General features: G+C 73.7%; 8 protein-coding genes and 1 pseudogene. 5 read left to right on the top strand and 4 right to left on the bottom strand.

What is annotated here, in order from left to right; genetic code table 11:
- Positions 1 to 4 precede the first annotated feature (4 nt).
- The 3 genes and pseudogenes from Athai_RS02425 to Athai_RS02415 form a co-directional block, all read right to left on the bottom strand.
- Positions 5 to 994 (bottom strand): ABC transporter ATP-binding protein, encoded by a 990-nt coding sequence (locus Athai_RS02425; protein WP_203959949.1) that lies wholly within the window; start codon positions 992 to 994, stop codon positions 5 to 7.
- Positions 995 to 1070: 76 nt separating this feature from the next.
- Entirely contained in the window at positions 1071 to 1934 is an 864-nt protein-coding gene (locus Athai_RS02420) for an ABC transporter permease (RefSeq protein WP_203959948.1), read from the bottom strand.
- Between the two features lie 231 nt (positions 1935 to 2165).
- Positions 2166 to 2904 (bottom strand): annotated as a pseudogene (locus tag Athai_RS02415) (ABC transporter ATP-binding protein); the annotation flags it as partial.
- Between the two features lie 144 nt (positions 2905 to 3048).
- Between Athai_RS02415 and Athai_RS02410 the strand changes: the two are divergent.
- The 5 genes from Athai_RS02410 to Athai_RS02390 all read left to right on the top strand — a co-directional run bounded on the left by Athai_RS02410 (position 3049) and on the right by Athai_RS02390 (position 13449).
- Positions 3049 to 4818: an HSP90 family protein gene (locus Athai_RS02410; protein WP_203959946.1), complete on the top strand. Its 1770-nt coding sequence runs from the start codon at positions 3049 to 3051 to the stop codon at positions 4816 to 4818.
- Positions 4815 to 7895: a tetratricopeptide repeat protein gene (locus Athai_RS02405; protein ID WP_203959945.1), complete on the top strand. Its 3081-nt coding sequence runs from the start codon at positions 4815 to 4817 to the stop codon at positions 7893 to 7895. The genes Athai_RS02410 and Athai_RS02405 overlap by 4 nt, the downstream gene beginning before the upstream one ends.
- Before the next feature lie 202 nt (positions 7896 to 8097).
- Positions 8098 to 10842, top strand: coding sequence for a phosphoenolpyruvate carboxylase (gene ppc, locus Athai_RS02400; RefSeq protein ID WP_203959944.1), 2745 nt, complete (start codon positions 8098 to 8100; stop codon positions 10840 to 10842).
- A 172-nt stretch (positions 10843 to 11014) separates the two neighbouring features.
- Positions 11015 to 12526 (top strand): adenylyl-sulfate kinase, encoded by a 1512-nt coding sequence (gene cysC / locus Athai_RS02395; RefSeq protein WP_203959943.1) that lies wholly within the window; start codon positions 11015 to 11017, stop codon positions 12524 to 12526.
- Positions 12523 to 13449, top strand: coding sequence for a sulfite exporter TauE/SafE family protein (locus tag Athai_RS02390; protein ID WP_239156668.1), 927 nt, complete (start codon positions 12523 to 12525; stop codon positions 13447 to 13449). Before cysC ends, Athai_RS02390 begins: the two co-directional genes overlap by 4 nt.
- A 36-nt stretch (positions 13450 to 13485) precedes the next feature.
- On the opposite strand, the gene Athai_RS02385 is transcribed toward Athai_RS02390, so the two are convergent.
- Complete coding sequence (locus Athai_RS02385) at positions 13486 to 14892, bottom strand: glycoside hydrolase family 26 protein (RefSeq protein ID WP_203959942.1); 1407 nt, start codon at positions 14890 to 14892, stop codon at positions 13486 to 13488.
- Positions 14893 to 15061 lie beyond the last annotated feature (169 nt).

Here is a 15061-nt window from a genome sequence, read left to right as displayed (position 1 = left end):
GCGCTCACTTGGCACCTACCAGGTAGGAGAAGACGCTTTCCAGGGACTCGTCGGCCGGGACCACCGCGGACAGTCGGATGCCGCGGTCCTTGGCGATCCGCGGCAGGGCGCGGGTGAACCGGCCGTAGTCGCTGGCCCGTACCGTGATGCCACCCTCGGCCACGCCGCGGGAGGCGTGCCCGGCGGTCAGCTCGACACCGGCGACCGAGTCCTCCGCCATCAGCGCCACCGCCAGCGCGCGGTCGTCCGAACTCGCGATGACGAACTCGTGCGGCCGGCTCGTCATCAACCGCCGGATCCTCCGGTAGTCGCCGGACGCGGCGAGCCGGCCGGCGACGATCACCTGGACGGTGCCGGACAGCTGCTCGACCTCCTCCAGGATGTGCGAGGAGAACAGCACGGTGCGGCCGGCGGCCGCCATCCGGTGCAGCAGGTCCATCATGTGCATCCGCTGCCGCGGATCCATCCCGTTGAACGGCTCGTCGAGCAGCAGCACCTGCGGGTCGTGCACCAGCGCGGCGGCGACCCGGGCGCGCTGCCGCATGCCCTTGGAGTACGTCTCGATCCGGCGGTCGGCCGCGTCGACCAGGTCGACCATCTCCAGCGCCCGCTGGGTCGCGGCGGCCACGTCGGGCAACCGTTGCAGCTTCGCCGAGGCACGGATGAACTCGCGGGCGGTCAGGAACCCGTGCACGTTCTCCCGCTCGGTGACCAGGCCGAGATAGCGGTACACGTCGGGGTTGCGCCAGGCGGGCTGGCCGGCGATGCGGACGCTGCCGCGGGACGGCGCGAGCATCCCGGCCATCATGTGCAGCAGCGTGGTCTTGCCGGCACCGTTCGGGCCGAGCAGGCCGGTCACGCCGGGGCCGAGCCGCATCGAGACGTCGTTGATCGCCACCACGTTGCCGTACCACTTGGAGACGGTGGACAGCTCCAGCGTGGCCGCGTCGGTCGGAGCGGCCGGCTTCGTCGCCGGCTCGGTGCCGATACTCATCGGCCTTCCTCCTTCGTCGGAAACCCGATGAGGCACGACGCACAATTCCCCTGGTTCGCTCGCCGACGCTCGCTCATCAGGACGCCACCTTCCGGTACCGGGTGATCAACAGTGCGGTGCACAGGCCGACCAGCACGACGGCGGCCGCCGCGTAGACCGGGCCGTACGAGCCGATGTCCAACTCGGAGCCGGAGAACAGCCAGGTGCGCAGGCCGGCCAGGATGCCGGTGATGCTGGTCAGGCCGGCCAGCTCGCGGGTCGCGCCGGTACCGACGACCTCCAGTACCCGGTTGATCGGCGTGGTGACGAGGAACAGCGCCACCACCGCGCCGGCCGCGATCGCCCGCCGCGAGGACAGCGACGAGACCAGCAGCGCGACCGCCGACAGCACCAGCGCGAAGATCGCCGAGACGACCAGACCCGGCACCAGGGCGGTGAACTGGCTCCAGACCCCGCTCGCGGAGCCGGCCGAGAACGCACCGCCGAGGAACATCACCAACTCAGGCACGGCGAGGATCAGGAACACCCCGGTGACCAGCGCGCCGAGCTTCGCCAGCACGTAGTCGTCCCGCCCGATCGGCCGGGAGAAGTAGAGCGGGAGCACCTTGTTGCGCAGATCGCGGGAGGCCAGCTCGGGCGCGGCGGTCGCGACGAACAGCATCAGCAGGAAGCTCAGCGTGCCGGGGAAGTTCGCGTAGTCCAGCGGCGCGATCGAGACGTTGAACCGTGCCTTCACCGCCGCCACCACCACCGCGACGACCAGCAGGATGCCGGCCAGCGAGAACGGGAAGATCTTCGACTTCGGGCCGCGCCCCAACCCGAACACGGTGCGCAGGCTGTACGCGTAGAGCGAGCGCACCGAGTAGCCCCGGCCCAGCCGCGGACCGGTGTAGCGCTGGTAGCCGATGTCGTGGATGGTGCCGGTCGCCGGCTCACTCATCGCCGCTCCTCCCCTCGTCCCCGCCGGTGGATCCCGGCGTCCCGGCGGGTGCCGGCGCCCCGGCGTGCGCGGCCGGCGAGCCGAACAGCTCGGCGACCCGGTGCCGGCGCTCCTCCAGCCGGTGCAGCGGCAGGCCGAGGTCGACGATCACGTCCCGCACCAGGTCGTACGTCGCCGGCGACTCGACCGGCGTCATCAGCGCGGCGCCGTCGCGCCCGATCCGCACCCCTCGCGCGGACAGGGCCGCCGCCAGCTCGTCGGTACCCTCGTCGACCTCGACGGCGAGCACCGCGGTCCGCGCGGTCATGCTGGACACCCGGTCGGCCCGCAGCAGCCGGCCGCCCTCGATCGCGACGAGCCCGTCGGCGATCTGCTCCACCTCACCGAGCAGGTGCGAGCAGACCACCACCGAGATGCCGAACTCGGTGCCGATGCGGTGCACCAGGTCGAGCATGGCGTCCCGGCCGGCCGGGTCGAGGCCGTTGGTCGGCTCGTCCAGCAGCAGCAGGTCGGGGTCGTGCACCAGCGACTGCGCCAGCTTGACCCGCTGCTTCATTCCGGTGGAGTAGCCGCCGATCTGGCGGTATCGCTCCTCGTAGAGTCCGACGTGCCGCAGCACCTCGGAGGCGCGTTCCCGGGCGGCCGGCCGCGGCAGCCCGGACATGCGTCCCATGTGGGTGACGAACTCGGCCGCCGAGACGTCCGGCGGCAGGCTGTCGTTCTCCGGCATGTACCCGACCCGGGCGCGCACCTGCTCGCCCTGGCGGGTCGGGTCCAGGCCCAGCACCCGCAGCTGCCCGCCGGTCGGCGGGAGCAGCCCCAGCATCGTCTTGATCAGCGTCGACTTGCCGGCGCCGTTCGCGCCGACCAGCCCAGTGATTCCCGGCTCGATCTGCACGGTGAGATCGGCGAGGGCGGTGACCGCCGTGCCGTACCTCTTCGTGAGCGCCTGGGTCGTGATGATGGCCACGTACCGAACCGTACGTGCCCGGCGGCCGGGTGTCGTCCGGCGAGCGTCGTACATCGACCCTGACATTCGACATAAGGGGAACCCCGAGTGCCCCGCACTGTCGCCCTCGATCGCTACCCTGCTTCGGCGAGACAGGGGAGGACCGTGGACCGGACGTTTCAGGTTGATCTGCGCGGCGTCGTCGATCTGCTGAGCAATCACCTTTATGGCAGCCCTCGGGTGTATCTGCGGGAGTTGTTGCAGAATGCCGTCGATGCCCTGACGGCTCGACCCGACGGGCCGCCACCGGCGGTGTCGGTCCGCACCGGGGACGGCACCCTGTCGGTGTCGGACAACGGGGTCGGGCTGACCGAGGCGCAGGTGCACGAGCTGCTCGCCACGATCGGCCGCAGCGGCAAGCGCGACGAGCTGGGCTTCGCCCGGCAGCAGTTCCTCGGCCAGTTCGGCATCGGGCTGCTGTCCGCGTTCCTGGTCGCCGACGAGGTGCGGGTGGTGACCCGCTCGGCCGCCGGCGGGCCGGCGCTGGGCTGGGTGGGCCGCGCCGACGGCACCTACCTGGTCGAGCCGGCGGAGCGGGACGAGCCCGGCAGTACCGTCACGCTCACCGCCCGGCCCGGCTGCGCGCAGTGGTTCGAGCCGCGCACCGTCACCGAACTGGCCGCGCTCTACGGGTCGATGCTGCCGGTGCCGGTGACCGTGGACGGCGCGCCGATCACCGGCGGCGGGCCCCCGTGGCGGGACGACGACCGGCCGCCCGGCACCCGCCGCGCCGACCTCGTCGGGTACGCGCAGGACGTGCTCGGGTTCACCCCGTTCGACGTGATCGAGCTGTCGGTGCCGGAGGCCGGGCTGACCGGCGTCGCGTACGTGCTGCCGTTCGCGGCGAACCCGGCCGAGCGCACCCGGCACCGGGTCTACCTGAAGCGGATGCTGCTGGCCGAGTCGGTCGACGGGCTGCTGCCGGAGTGGGCGTTCTTCGTGCGCTGCGTGGTCGACGCGACCCAGCTGCGGCCCACCGCGAGTCGCGAGGCGCTGTACGCCGACGACGCGCTGGCGGCCACCCAGGAGGCGATCGGCGCCCAGCTGCGGGGTTGGCTGGTCCGGCTGGCCGACACCGATCCGGCCCGGCTGGCCCGGTTCCTGGCCGTGCACCACCTCGGCGTCAAGGCCCTCGCGGTGCACGACGACGAGATGTTGCGGCTGGTCGCGCAGTGGTGGCCGATGGAGACCAACGTCGGCCGGGTCACCCTCGCCGAGTTCGCCGCGCGGTACGGCGAGGTGCGGTACACCCAGACCGCGGACGAGTTCCGGGCGCTGGCGGCGGTGGCCGCGGCGCAGGACGTGCCGGTGGTCAACGGCGGGTACACCTACGACGCGGAGATCGTGGCCCGGTTCGGCGCGCTGCCCGACGGGCCGACGGTGCGCCGGTTGGACCCCAGCGAGCTCGCCACCCGGTTCGATCCGCTGCCGGCGGAGGTGGAGCTGCCGTTGCAGGAGTTCCGCCGGATCGCGCAGCGCGCGGTGGACGAGCTGGGCTGCGAGGTGGTGCTGCGCAGCTTCGAGCCGGCCACCGTCCCCGCGCTGTACCTGGTGGACCGGTCGGCCGCGCACGCCGCCGAGCTGCAGGCGACGAAGGCGCAGGTCGACGAGCTGTGGGCGGGTGTGCTGGACGCCTTCACCAAACCGACACAGCAGCGCCCGCAGCTGGTCCTCAACCACCGCAACGAGCTGGTTCGCCGGGTGTGCGGGTTGCGCGACGAGCGGCTGGCGCACACCGCGACGCAGGCGCTGTACGGGCAGGCGCTGCTGCTCGGCCACCACCCGGTGCGGCCGGCGGACGTGAGCCTGATCAACCGGTCCTTCCTCGGCCTGCTGGACGCGGCCGTACCTCCCGAGCGGGACGAGAGGCGATGACCGTGGCGTACGACGAAGACGAGACGTGGGCGGCGCTGTCCGCGGCGTGGGACCTGCCGTACGGCGCGGCCCAGGTCGCCGCGGTCGAGCAGGTGATGGCCGCCGCGGACGCCGGGCAGTGGCCCCGGCTGCAGTTCGCGGCCCGCTCGCTGGCCGTGGTGGCCTACGAGTACGCGGGCGAGGCGAGCAAGATGTTCGTGCCGTTCGCGTGGTGCCTGGCCGCGCTGGACCGCGGCGACGCGCCCGACGAGCGTTCCGAAGGCATGGTGCTGTGGCGGTTCAAGCACGTGGTCAGCCAGCTGGCCAAGTTCCCGGACGTGCCGCTGGCCCGCACCCGGTCGATCCTGGACGACATGGAGCGGCGGTACCGCGCCGGCGGCCGCAGCATGCACGCGGTGCACCAGCACCGCTGGCTGGTCGCCGCGCACGTGGGTGACGCCGCCGAGGCGGCCGAACAGTACCGGCTCTGGTGCGCCGCACCGCGCGACGAGCTGTCCGACTGCATCGGCTGCGAGCCGAGCGCGCGGATCGAGCACCTGTCCGGCGTCGGTGCCGACGAGGCGGCGATCGAGCTGTCGGTGCCGGTCCTCGCCGGCACGCTGACCTGCGCCGAGCAGCCGCAGCGGATCCTCACCGCGCTGCTGCTGCCCTACCTGCGCACCGGCCGGTACGAGCAGGCCGCCGACGCGCACCGCCGGGCGTACCGGCTGCTGCGGTCGTCCCGCGCCGAGCTGGCGTCGATCGCGCAGCACGTCGAGTTCTGCGCCCGGACCGGTAACGAGCCACGCGGCCTGGAGCTGGTGCAGCGGCACCTCGGTTGGCTCGCCGCGCCGCCGGACCCGTACGCGGAGATGCGGTTCGCGGCGTCGGCCGCGCTGCTGCTGCGCCGGCTGGCCGCGGCCGGCCACGGCGACACCGAGCTGGACCGCCCGCCGCTGGCCGCCGACGAGACGACGCCGGCCACCACGACGGTGGCGGCGCTGGGCGACGAGCTGGCGGCGCGGGCGACCGCGCTGGCGGCCCGGTTCGACGAGCGCAACGGCACCGGTCACCAGGGCGCCGAGATCGCGGTGCTGCTGGCCGCCGAGCCGCTGGCCGACCGGCTGCCGCTGGCCCGGGCCGGTTGGGGCAGCGCGGCGCCGGCCCCGGCGGTAGCGGCCGAGCCGATCACCGTGCCGGACCTGCCGGCCGACCCGGCCGGGTTGGCCGATGCGGCCGAACGGTACGGGCGGGAGTTCGACGAGGCGGCCGAGCGCGCCGGGTGGGCCCGGTTCGACGAGGTGTGCCCGGCGCCGACCGGCGAGCTTGCCGGTCGGCGGCTGGTCGCCCGCGGGCTCGCCGTGTCCGACACCGACGTGTCCGCCGCCGAGCGGCACTGGCGGGCCGCGGCCGAGCTGTTCGCGCACTCACCGGTGCGGCGGCACGGCGCGCTGAGCCTCGCCGGCCTGGCTCGCTGCCGGCAGGACGACCCGGAAACCGGTCTGGCCGAGCTGACCGCGGCCGAGCGGGCGCTGGCCGCGCTGGCGGGCCGGTCGCCGGCGAGCATCGACGAGTCGATCTCCCCCGGCACGGAGGGGCGCACTATCCCGCCGGCCGGCACCGAGGACCCGGCCGGCGGAGGCGAGCGCCCGGCCACCGGAGGCGAGGAGGCAGCAGCCGGTGCCGGCCGTGAGCCCGCCGGGACGGCGGGCACCACCGGTGCACGGACCGGGGCATCGAGCCGGGTCGGGGAGGATCCGGCCGTCGCGGCGCGGTCGGCGCTGGAGCGGCTGGCGATGGGGTTGGACGCGGCCGACCGGTTGCCCGCGGCGATCTCGGCCGCGCGGCAGGCGCTGGCGATCCCGACCGACGACCGGCATCGGGGCCGCACCCACGCGCTGCTGGCCTTCATGTCCGCCCGCGCCGAGGACGCGACGGCCGCGCTGGCGCACGGTGCCGAGGCGGTGCGGCTGCTGGCCGGCCGGCCGGCCGCGATGGTGGCCGGGGTCCGGCTGCTGTGCGGCGGGCTGCACGCGCAGTCCGGTGACTTCGACACCGCGATCGGCGAGTTCCGGGCCGCGGCGGTCGGCGCCGACCCGACCACCCGGGCCGAGGCGCTCCGGCTGTACGGACACGCCACGCTCGACGCCGACCGGCCGGACGAGGCGGTCGAACCACTCACCGAGGCCATCGGGCTGTGGTCGAGCCTCGACCAACCGCGGCCGGTCGCGCACCTGCGCGCCGCACTGGCCGACGCGCTGGCCCGAACCGGCCGGTACGACGAGGCGGCGAGCGTCGCGGAGGACGCGCTGGACGGGCTGGCCGACCCGGACGACGCGCCGACCCGGATCGACACGCTGTTGCTGCTGGGCGTCGCGTACCGGGAACTGCGCGCCACCGAGGCCGCCGTGGAGGCGCTGGACGAGGTGGCGCGGTACTGCGCCGCGGACGGCAACACCGCCGGGGTCGGCGAGGTGAACGCGCGGATCGCCGAGATCCTGGACGGCGTCGATCGGGACGCCGAGGCCGCGCAGCGCTGGTCGGACAGCGCCGCCGCGTTCCACGACGCCCGGCTCGCGGTGGAGTCCGGCGGAGCGGAGACGGCACCGCGCGACGAGCGGGTCGCCGGCTGGGCGGTGGACGAGTTGCGGGCGGCGCGGAACGCGGCGCTGTCCTGGCAGTGGGCCGAGGCGCCGGACCGGGCGATCGCCGCGCTGCCGGCCGCGGACGCCGCCGCCGAGGCCGCCGGTACCGACCGGCCGCGGGCCCGCTGGGAGGTGGCGGTGCTCGGGTACGACGCGGGCCGGATCCTCGCCAGCGCCGGGCGGCCGGACGAGGCGCTGGCGCGTACCGGATCGGCGGTGGCGCTGTTCGCCGGGCTGCGGGCCAGCGGCGACCTCGATCCGGCCCCGGCTCCGGTGGAGGTCGCGGTTCGTACCCTGCACGCCCGGCTGCTGCTCGCGCTGGACCGCCGGGCCGACGCCCGCAGCGTGCTGACCGCACTGCTGGACGAGCTGCCGCCGGACGCCGAGGAGCACCGGGCCGCCATCGCCGGCCTGTTGACGGAGACCGAGCACCGACCGTCGTCGACGGGGTGACATGGGGACGAAACCGGCATCGGTCCCGGTGAGTGGACGATCTCACACCGTGCCGAACGCCACCGGCCCGGCCGCTAGGGTCGGTGGCGAGGCTCGCCGGAGTCGGCGAGCGGTCCCGCGGACCTGCCTTTAGGATCGCGGCGGACAAACGATCTCCCGACAGCGTCGTCGGAGGCACCCTGGACATCGGGAGGGAGCTTCGATGACCGATCAGTCGAACACCGACACGCCGGATGCGGCGCTGCGGGCGGACATCCGGCGGCTGGGCACGCTGCTCGGCGAGGCGCTGGTCCGGCAGGAGGGCAGCGCACTGCTGGCCGAGGTCGAGGAGGTCCGCGCCCTGGTGCGCACCGACTCGGCGACCGCGGCGGAGCGGTTGGCCGCGCTGGACGTGGCGACCGGTACCAAGCTGGGCCGGGCGTTCTCGACCTATTTCCACCTGGCGAACGTGACCGAGCAGGTGCACCGGGCGCGGGAGCTGCGGGCGGCCCGGGCGGTCACCGGCGGCTGGTTGCGGGAGACCGCCGAGCTGATCCGCAAGGCGGGTACCCCGGCCGCCGACATCGATGCGGCGGTCCGGCGGCTCGCGATCCGGCCGGTGTTCACCGCGCACCCGACCGAGGCGGCCCGCCGGTCGATCCTGGTCAAGCAGCGCGCGCTGGCCGACACGCTGGACGCGGAGGCGGCCGAGCGGGCGCTCGGCGGCGGCGCCGACACGGCCGCGTACGACCGGCGGTTGGCGGAGCTGATCGACCTGCTGTGGCAGACCGACGAGCTGCGGTTGACCCGGCCGGAGCCGACGGACGAGGCGCGCAACGCGATCTACTACCTGACCGAGCTGTACGCGAACGCCGCCCCGCGGGTGCTCGCGGACCTGCACGACACGCTGGCCGACCTCGGCGCCGAGGTGCCGGTGACCGCGCAGCCGTTCACCTTCGGTACCTGGATCGGCGGTGACCGGGACGGCAACCCGTACGTCACCCCCGAGGTGACCGCGAACGTGCTGCTGTTGCAGCACGAGTACGGCATCCGGGCGGCGGAGCACGCGATGGACGGGCTGGTCAGCGACCTGTCGCTGTCCGCGCGGCACGCCGACCTGTCCGACGGGCTGGCCACCAGCCTGGCCGCCGACCTGGCCGCGCTGCCGGAGCTGCCGACCCGGTTCCGCCGGGTCAACGCCGAGGAGCCGTACCGGCTGAAGGCGCGCTGCATCAAGCAGAAGCTGGCGAACACCCGGGCCCGGCTGGCCGCCCGGCGCCCGCACGAGCCGGGCCGCGACTACCTGGGTACCGCGGAGTACGTGGCGGATCTGGAGCTGATCCGCACCTCGCTCGCCGAGCACGACGGCGCGCTGATCGCGGACGGGCGGGTGGCGGACGCGATCCGCGCGGCGCAGGCGTTCGGTCTGCAGCTGGCGACGATGGACGTCCGGGAGCACTCGGAGAAGCACCACGCGGTGCTGGCGCAGTTGTACCGGGCGGTCGGCGAGGTCGACTACGCCGGCCTGGACCGCCCGGCCCGCACCGAGCTGCTCACCGCCGAACTCGCCGGTCGCCGGCCGTTGACCACTCCGGACGTGCAGCTGACCGAGACGGAGCGGCGCACCTACGACGTGTTCGCGACGATCCGCGAGGTGCAGGACACGTTCGGGCCGGAGGTGATCGAGAGCTACATCGTCTCGATGACGCACGGCGTCGACGACCTGCTCGCCGCGGTGGTGCTGGCCCGGGAGAACGGCCTGGTCGACGTGCACGGTGGGCGGTCCCGGCTGGACTTCGTCCCGCTGCTGGAGACGGTGCACGAGCTGAAGCCGGCCGGTGAGCTGCTCGACGCCTGGCTCAGCATCCCCGAGTACCGGCGGATCGTGGCGGCCCGCGGCGACGTGCAGGAGATCATGCTCGGCTACTCGGACTCCAACAAGGAGGCCGGGATCGCCGCCAGCCAGTGGTCGATCCACCAGGCCCAGCGCGCGATGCGGGACACGGCGGCCAAGCACGGCGTCACGCTGCGGCTGTTCCACGGCCGCGGCGGTACGGTCGGGCGCGGCGGCGGCCCCACCCACGAGGCGATCCTGGCCCAGCCGTACGGCACCTTGGGCGGTTCGATCAAGGTCACCGAGCAGGGCGAGGTCATCTCCGACAAGTACACGCTGCCGGCGCTGGCCCGGGAGAACCTGGAGCTGACGGTGTCGGCGGTGCTGCAGGCGACGCTGCTGCACACCGAGCCGCGGCAGCCGGCGAACGAGCTGGCGGAGTGGGACGCGGTGATGGACACCGTGGCCGGTGCCGGCGAGCAGACCTACCGCAAGTTGGTGGAGCATCCGCGGCTGCCGGACTACTTCTGGGCCTGCACGCCGACCGCGCTGCTCGGCGCGCTCAACATCGGCTCGCGGCCGTCGAAGCGGCCCAACACCGAGGCCGGCCTGGACGGGCTGCGCGCGATCCCGTGGGTGTTCGGCTGGACCCAGACCCGCCAGATCGTCCCCGGCTGGTACGGGGTGGGCACCGGCCTCGCCGCGGCCAACGCGGCCGGGCTGACCGACACGCTGCGCGCGATGTACCAGCGGTGGCAATTCTTCCGCACCTTCGTCTCGAACGTGGAGATGATGCTCGCGAAGACCGATCTGTCCATCGCCCGGCGCTACGTGGACGCGCTGGTACCGGAGGAGCTGAAGCACTTCTTCGACCAGATCGAGGCCGAGTACACCTCGACCGTGCGGGAGGTGCTCGCCATCACCGGTGAGCAGCACCTGCTGGACGCCCAGCCGGTACTGCAGCGCACCCTGGCGGTGCGCGACACGTACCTGGAGCCGCTGCACCACCTGCAGGTCTCGCTGCTGTCCAAGTACGCGGCGGCGGGCGGGGCGGACGCCGGCGACGAGGCGCTGCAGCGGGCGCTGCTGAGTACGGTCAACGGCATCGCCGCCGGCCTGCGCAACACCGGCTGACCCGCCCCACACTGTTGATCATGGCGTTATCTGCACGGAAAACGCTTGCCGGTCAAGATGACGCCATGATCAACGCGGCAGGGTGCCGGCCCGTGGTGGTGAGCTGGCAGGGGCGGTCGGTGCTGCTCAGGATGGGCTGCGAGACTGTGCAGACCTGCCGATTGGGGGTGCGATGACCGACTGGGTCCTGCCCGACGGGGTGCTGCGCGACGCGCCGTCCTACACCCCGCGGCCTGCTGAGCTGGCCGACCTCGAACTCCTGCTGTCCGGTGCGTACGCGCCGCTGACCGGGTTCCTGGCCGGCGACGACGCGGCGAGCGTGGCCCGCCGCGGCAGCCTCGCCGACGGTACGCCGTGGCCGGTGCCGGTCACCCTGGTCGTCCCGGTGGAGGTGGCCGAGCGGCTCGATCCCGGCCAGCCGGTCCGGCGGCTGCTGATCCTCACCGACCCGGAGGGCGCCCCGGTCGCCGCGGTCGAGGCGATGGAACTCACCGAGGTCCGGGACGGCTGGTTCCGGGTCGGCGGGCCGGTCCGTCGGGTCGGCGCCCCCGAGCACGGCGCGTTCCGCCGGCTGCGCCGGACGCCCGAGGAGGTCCGTGCCGGGCTGCCGGACGGGCGGGTGCTCGGGGTGATCGCCACCCGGCCGCTGCACCGCCCGCAGCTGGCGCAGATCGGCAACGCGGCGCGCACGATCGGCGCGCACGTGCTGGTGTTCGTCCCGGTGGCCGGGCCGACCCCGGAGGGGCTGGCGCCGGAGGTGCTGGTGCGCTCGATCCTCGCCGCGAGCGACCGGATCCCGCCAGCGACGATCGTGGCGGTACCGCTGGCCTCGCGCGGCGACGAGGTGCGCGACGGGCTGCTGCGGGCCCGGGTCGCGGCCAACTACGGCGCCACCCACCTGCTGTCCACCGGCGCCGCGGTCGGCGGCGCGATCCGGGTGGTGGTGCCGCGCGACTTCGCGTACGACAACCGGGACGGCCAGTGGCGCCCGATGGACGACGTGCCGCCGCGGCAGCGGCGCACCGCGATGTCCGTCGACGACATCAACGACCTGCTCGATCGCGGGTCCCCGCTGCCGGAGTGGCACACCCCGCCGGCGGTCGCCCGGGAGCTGCGCAAGGCCCGGCCGCCGCGCCACCAGCGCGGGCTGGTGCTGCTGTTCACCGGGCTGTCCGGGGCCGGCAAGTCGACCGTGGCCCGCGGCGTCGGCGACGCGCTCGCCGAGTCCGGCGAGCGCCGCGCGACCACCCTGGACGGCGACGTGGTGCGCCGGATGCTGTCCGCCGGGCTGGGCTTCTCGGCCGAGGACCGGGACCGCAACATCCGCCGGATCGGCTTCGTGGCGGCCGAGGTGGCCCGGCACGGCGGGATCGCACTGTGTGCACCGATCGCGCCGTACGCGCGGACCCGTGCCGAGGTGCGGGAGATGGCCCACGCGGTCGGCGGCGACTTCGTGCTGGTGCACGTGGCGACGCCGCTGGCGGTCTGCGAGGAACGGGACCGCAAGGGGCTGTACGCGAAGGCGCGCGCCGGCATGGTTCCGGCGTTCACCGGCGTGACCGACCCGTACGAGGAGCCGACCGACGCGGATCTGACCCTCGACACCAGCAAGCTGAGCGTCGAGGAGGCCGTCGAGGAGGTCCTCGACTTCCTCGTCTCCGGCGGCTGGCTGGACTCGGTGTGAGCACCGACCTGCTGCTGATCGTCGCCGGCCTGGGGGTCGGCGTCGTCGTCGGGCTGACCGGGATGGGCGGCGGCGCGCTGATGACGCCGCTGCTGGTGCTGTTCTTCGGGGTGCCGCCGCTCGCCGCGGTGTCCAGCGACCTGATGGCGAGCCTGGTGATGAAGCCGGTCGGTGGGCTGGTCCACCTGCGCCGGGGCACGGTGGACAAGCGGCTGGCCGGCTGGCTGTGCGTGGGCAGCGTGCCGGCCGCCTTCGGCGGCGTGCTGGTGGCCAGATCGTTCGGCGACGGTGCCCGGATGCAGCAGGTGGTGCAGCTGGCGCTGGGTGCGGCGCTGCTGCTCGCGGTGGCCGGGCTGGCCGCGAAGGCGTTCGTCGGGGTACGGGACCGCAGCCGCGGCGCGGTCGCCGAGCCGTCCCGACCGGTACGGGTCCGTCCGGTGCCGACGGTGCTGGTGGGTGCGGTCGGCGGCCTGATCGTCGGGATGACCTCGGTCGGCTCCGGTTCGCTGATCATCGTCGCGCTGCTGGTGCTGTACCCGATGCTCTCCGCGCGGGACCTGGTCGGCACGGACCTGGTGCAGGCGGTGCCGCTGGTCGCGGCGGCCACCCTGGCGCACCTGGCGTTCGGCGACTTCCGGCTGTCGCTCACGGCGTTCCTGCTGGTCGGAGCGCTGCCCGGGGTGTACGTCGGGGCGAAGTTGTCGTCCCGCGCGCCGGGCGCGGTGGTCCGCCGGGCGTTGGGACTGGTGCTGCTCGCGAGCGGGCTGAAGATGCTCGGCGTCGGCAACCTGGTGCTGCTCGCGGCGGTGGCCGGCGGCCTGCTGGTGTGCGTGCCCGGTTGGCTGCTGCTGCGGCCGGTGCTCGCCGCCCGGCTCACGGCGCGTGCCGCGCCGGCGGCCGCGGCCGATCGTCGTACCCAATAAACCCACTAATCCGGTCGGAACAGTTCTTCGGGTCCGTCAGCGTCGCGAAGGCGGCTCCACCGGCGGAACCGGCCCGGCGGACGGGAACGTCGGCGGCGCGGTCGGCAACGCGGGCGGGCTTGCGGCCGGCACCGTGACCTGGAAGATCGGCAGCGCGCCGAGCTTGCGGTACGCGGGCAGCGCAGCCGCCGGCCGATCCACCCGCGAGTCACGGCCGTTGTCGTGCGGCGTCTCGAAGTAGAGCAGCGCCCTGATCCGCGGGTACCGGGCGATCTCGGCACCGACGTTGTCGAAGAACCACGCCTTGTGCTTGGCGTCCGTGCCGCTCCACACCCCCCACTCGCCGATCATCAGCGGCTTGTCCGGGAACCGCGTGGCGGCCCAGTTGTAGAAGCCGGCGAAGCCGTCCCGCCGCCCGGCGCCGGCGTCCCGCGGGCCCGCCGACGGCAACCCGGACGACGCGGTACCGGACGGAGCGGGTGCCGCCGACGACGGCGGCGGACTCGACGGTGCCGCGGTCGACGGCGACGGGCTCGGCGATGCCGCGGAGCCCGACGGGGACGGGGACTGCGACGGAGACGGGGATGGCGTGCCGGACGTCGGTGACGGGGACGGGCTGGGCGGCGGGGACGACCCGTCGCCGCCGCGGTTGACCATCTCGCCGAAGTCGCCGTAGCCGTACCCCGGCGTGCTGTACGCGTAGACGTCCAGCGCGATCCAGTCGACCACGTCGTCGCCCGGGAACAGCTGGTCGAACCACGGTTGTGCCGGCCACTTGGGGTATCCCATGTAGGTCATCACGGTCACCACGTTGGTCGCACCGTCGTCCCGCAGTCGCTGGACCACGTGCCGGTACATCGCGGCGTAGTCGGCCGCGGTGTAGCCGGAGCCCTGCGCCGGCCGGACGTCGTTCTCCGGCTCGTGATGGATGGTCAGGAAGAACGGCCCGGGAAACCGCTTGGCGATGTGCGCGGCGAGCCGGTCGATGAAGTCGTCGACCTGCGGATCGCCGGCGGCGATGTCGGCCCAGCTCGCCGCGGCGGGCTTCCAGTTGATGAACGGGATCCGCGGGTGGCCCGCCTCGTCGGCGGTGGCGATCTCCTCCGCGGTGGGAAACAGCGTCCCGAGCCCGCGGTGGTACGTGTGGAACACCGCCTGGGTGCGCTGCGTCTTCTGTTCGAACTCGCGCAGCGAGGCGGTCAACGAGCTGCCGGTGTGGCCGCCGGTGGCGGCACCCCACAGCACGTGGCAGGTGGGTACGAGCTTCGCACCGAGCGTGCAGTCCGACGGGCCGGTGTCGGTGGGTGTCGGTTCGCTCGCGATCGGGACGGGTCGGACCGCGTTGCCCGCTTCCGGGCTGAGTAGCCCATAACCGCCGAGACCGATCGTGAGGACCGCGCCGACCGCCACCACGATCAGTACGGTGGCCGTGCGGCGTCGCATCCGTCCGCCTCCTTCCCGACCGTCGGTGGATGTTTCCACTGGTAGCAGCGCCGCAGACCGAGCGGTCGGACATTTATACTTTGTCTTACTTTTGAGTGATAGTTCTGATCTGTTCGGCCGGCGATTCGGGACCACGGCAGCCCGACACAATTAGTAGCTGATCAATCAC

Source organism: Actinocatenispora thailandica (genome assembly GCF_016865425.1).
GTDB lineage: Bacteria > Actinomycetota > Actinomycetes > Mycobacteriales > Micromonosporaceae > Actinocatenispora > Actinocatenispora thailandica.
Note: the sequence above shows the minus strand (reverse complement) of the source record. Positions and strands in the feature narration are given on the sequence as shown.

Coding starts and splice junctions, on each gene's coding strand:
- Athai_RS02425 (WP_203959949.1), bottom strand. CDS start 994: ATGAGTATCGGCACCGAGCCGGCGACGAAGCCGGCCGCTCCGACCGAC.
- Athai_RS02420 (WP_203959948.1), bottom strand. CDS start 1,934: ATGAGTGAGCCGGCGACCGGCACCATCCACGACATCGGCTACCAGCGC.
- Athai_RS02405 (WP_203959945.1), top strand. CDS start 4,815: ATGACCGTGGCGTACGACGAAGACGAGACGTGGGCGGCGCTGTCCGCG.
- ppc (WP_203959944.1), top strand. CDS start 8,098: ATGACCGATCAGTCGAACACCGACACGCCGGATGCGGCGCTGCGGGCG.
- cysC (WP_203959943.1), top strand. CDS start 11,015: ATGACCGACTGGGTCCTGCCCGACGGGGTGCTGCGCGACGCGCCGTCC.
- Athai_RS02385 (WP_203959942.1), bottom strand. CDS start 14,892: ATGCGACGCCGCACGGCCACCGTACTGATCGTGGTGGCGGTCGGCGCG.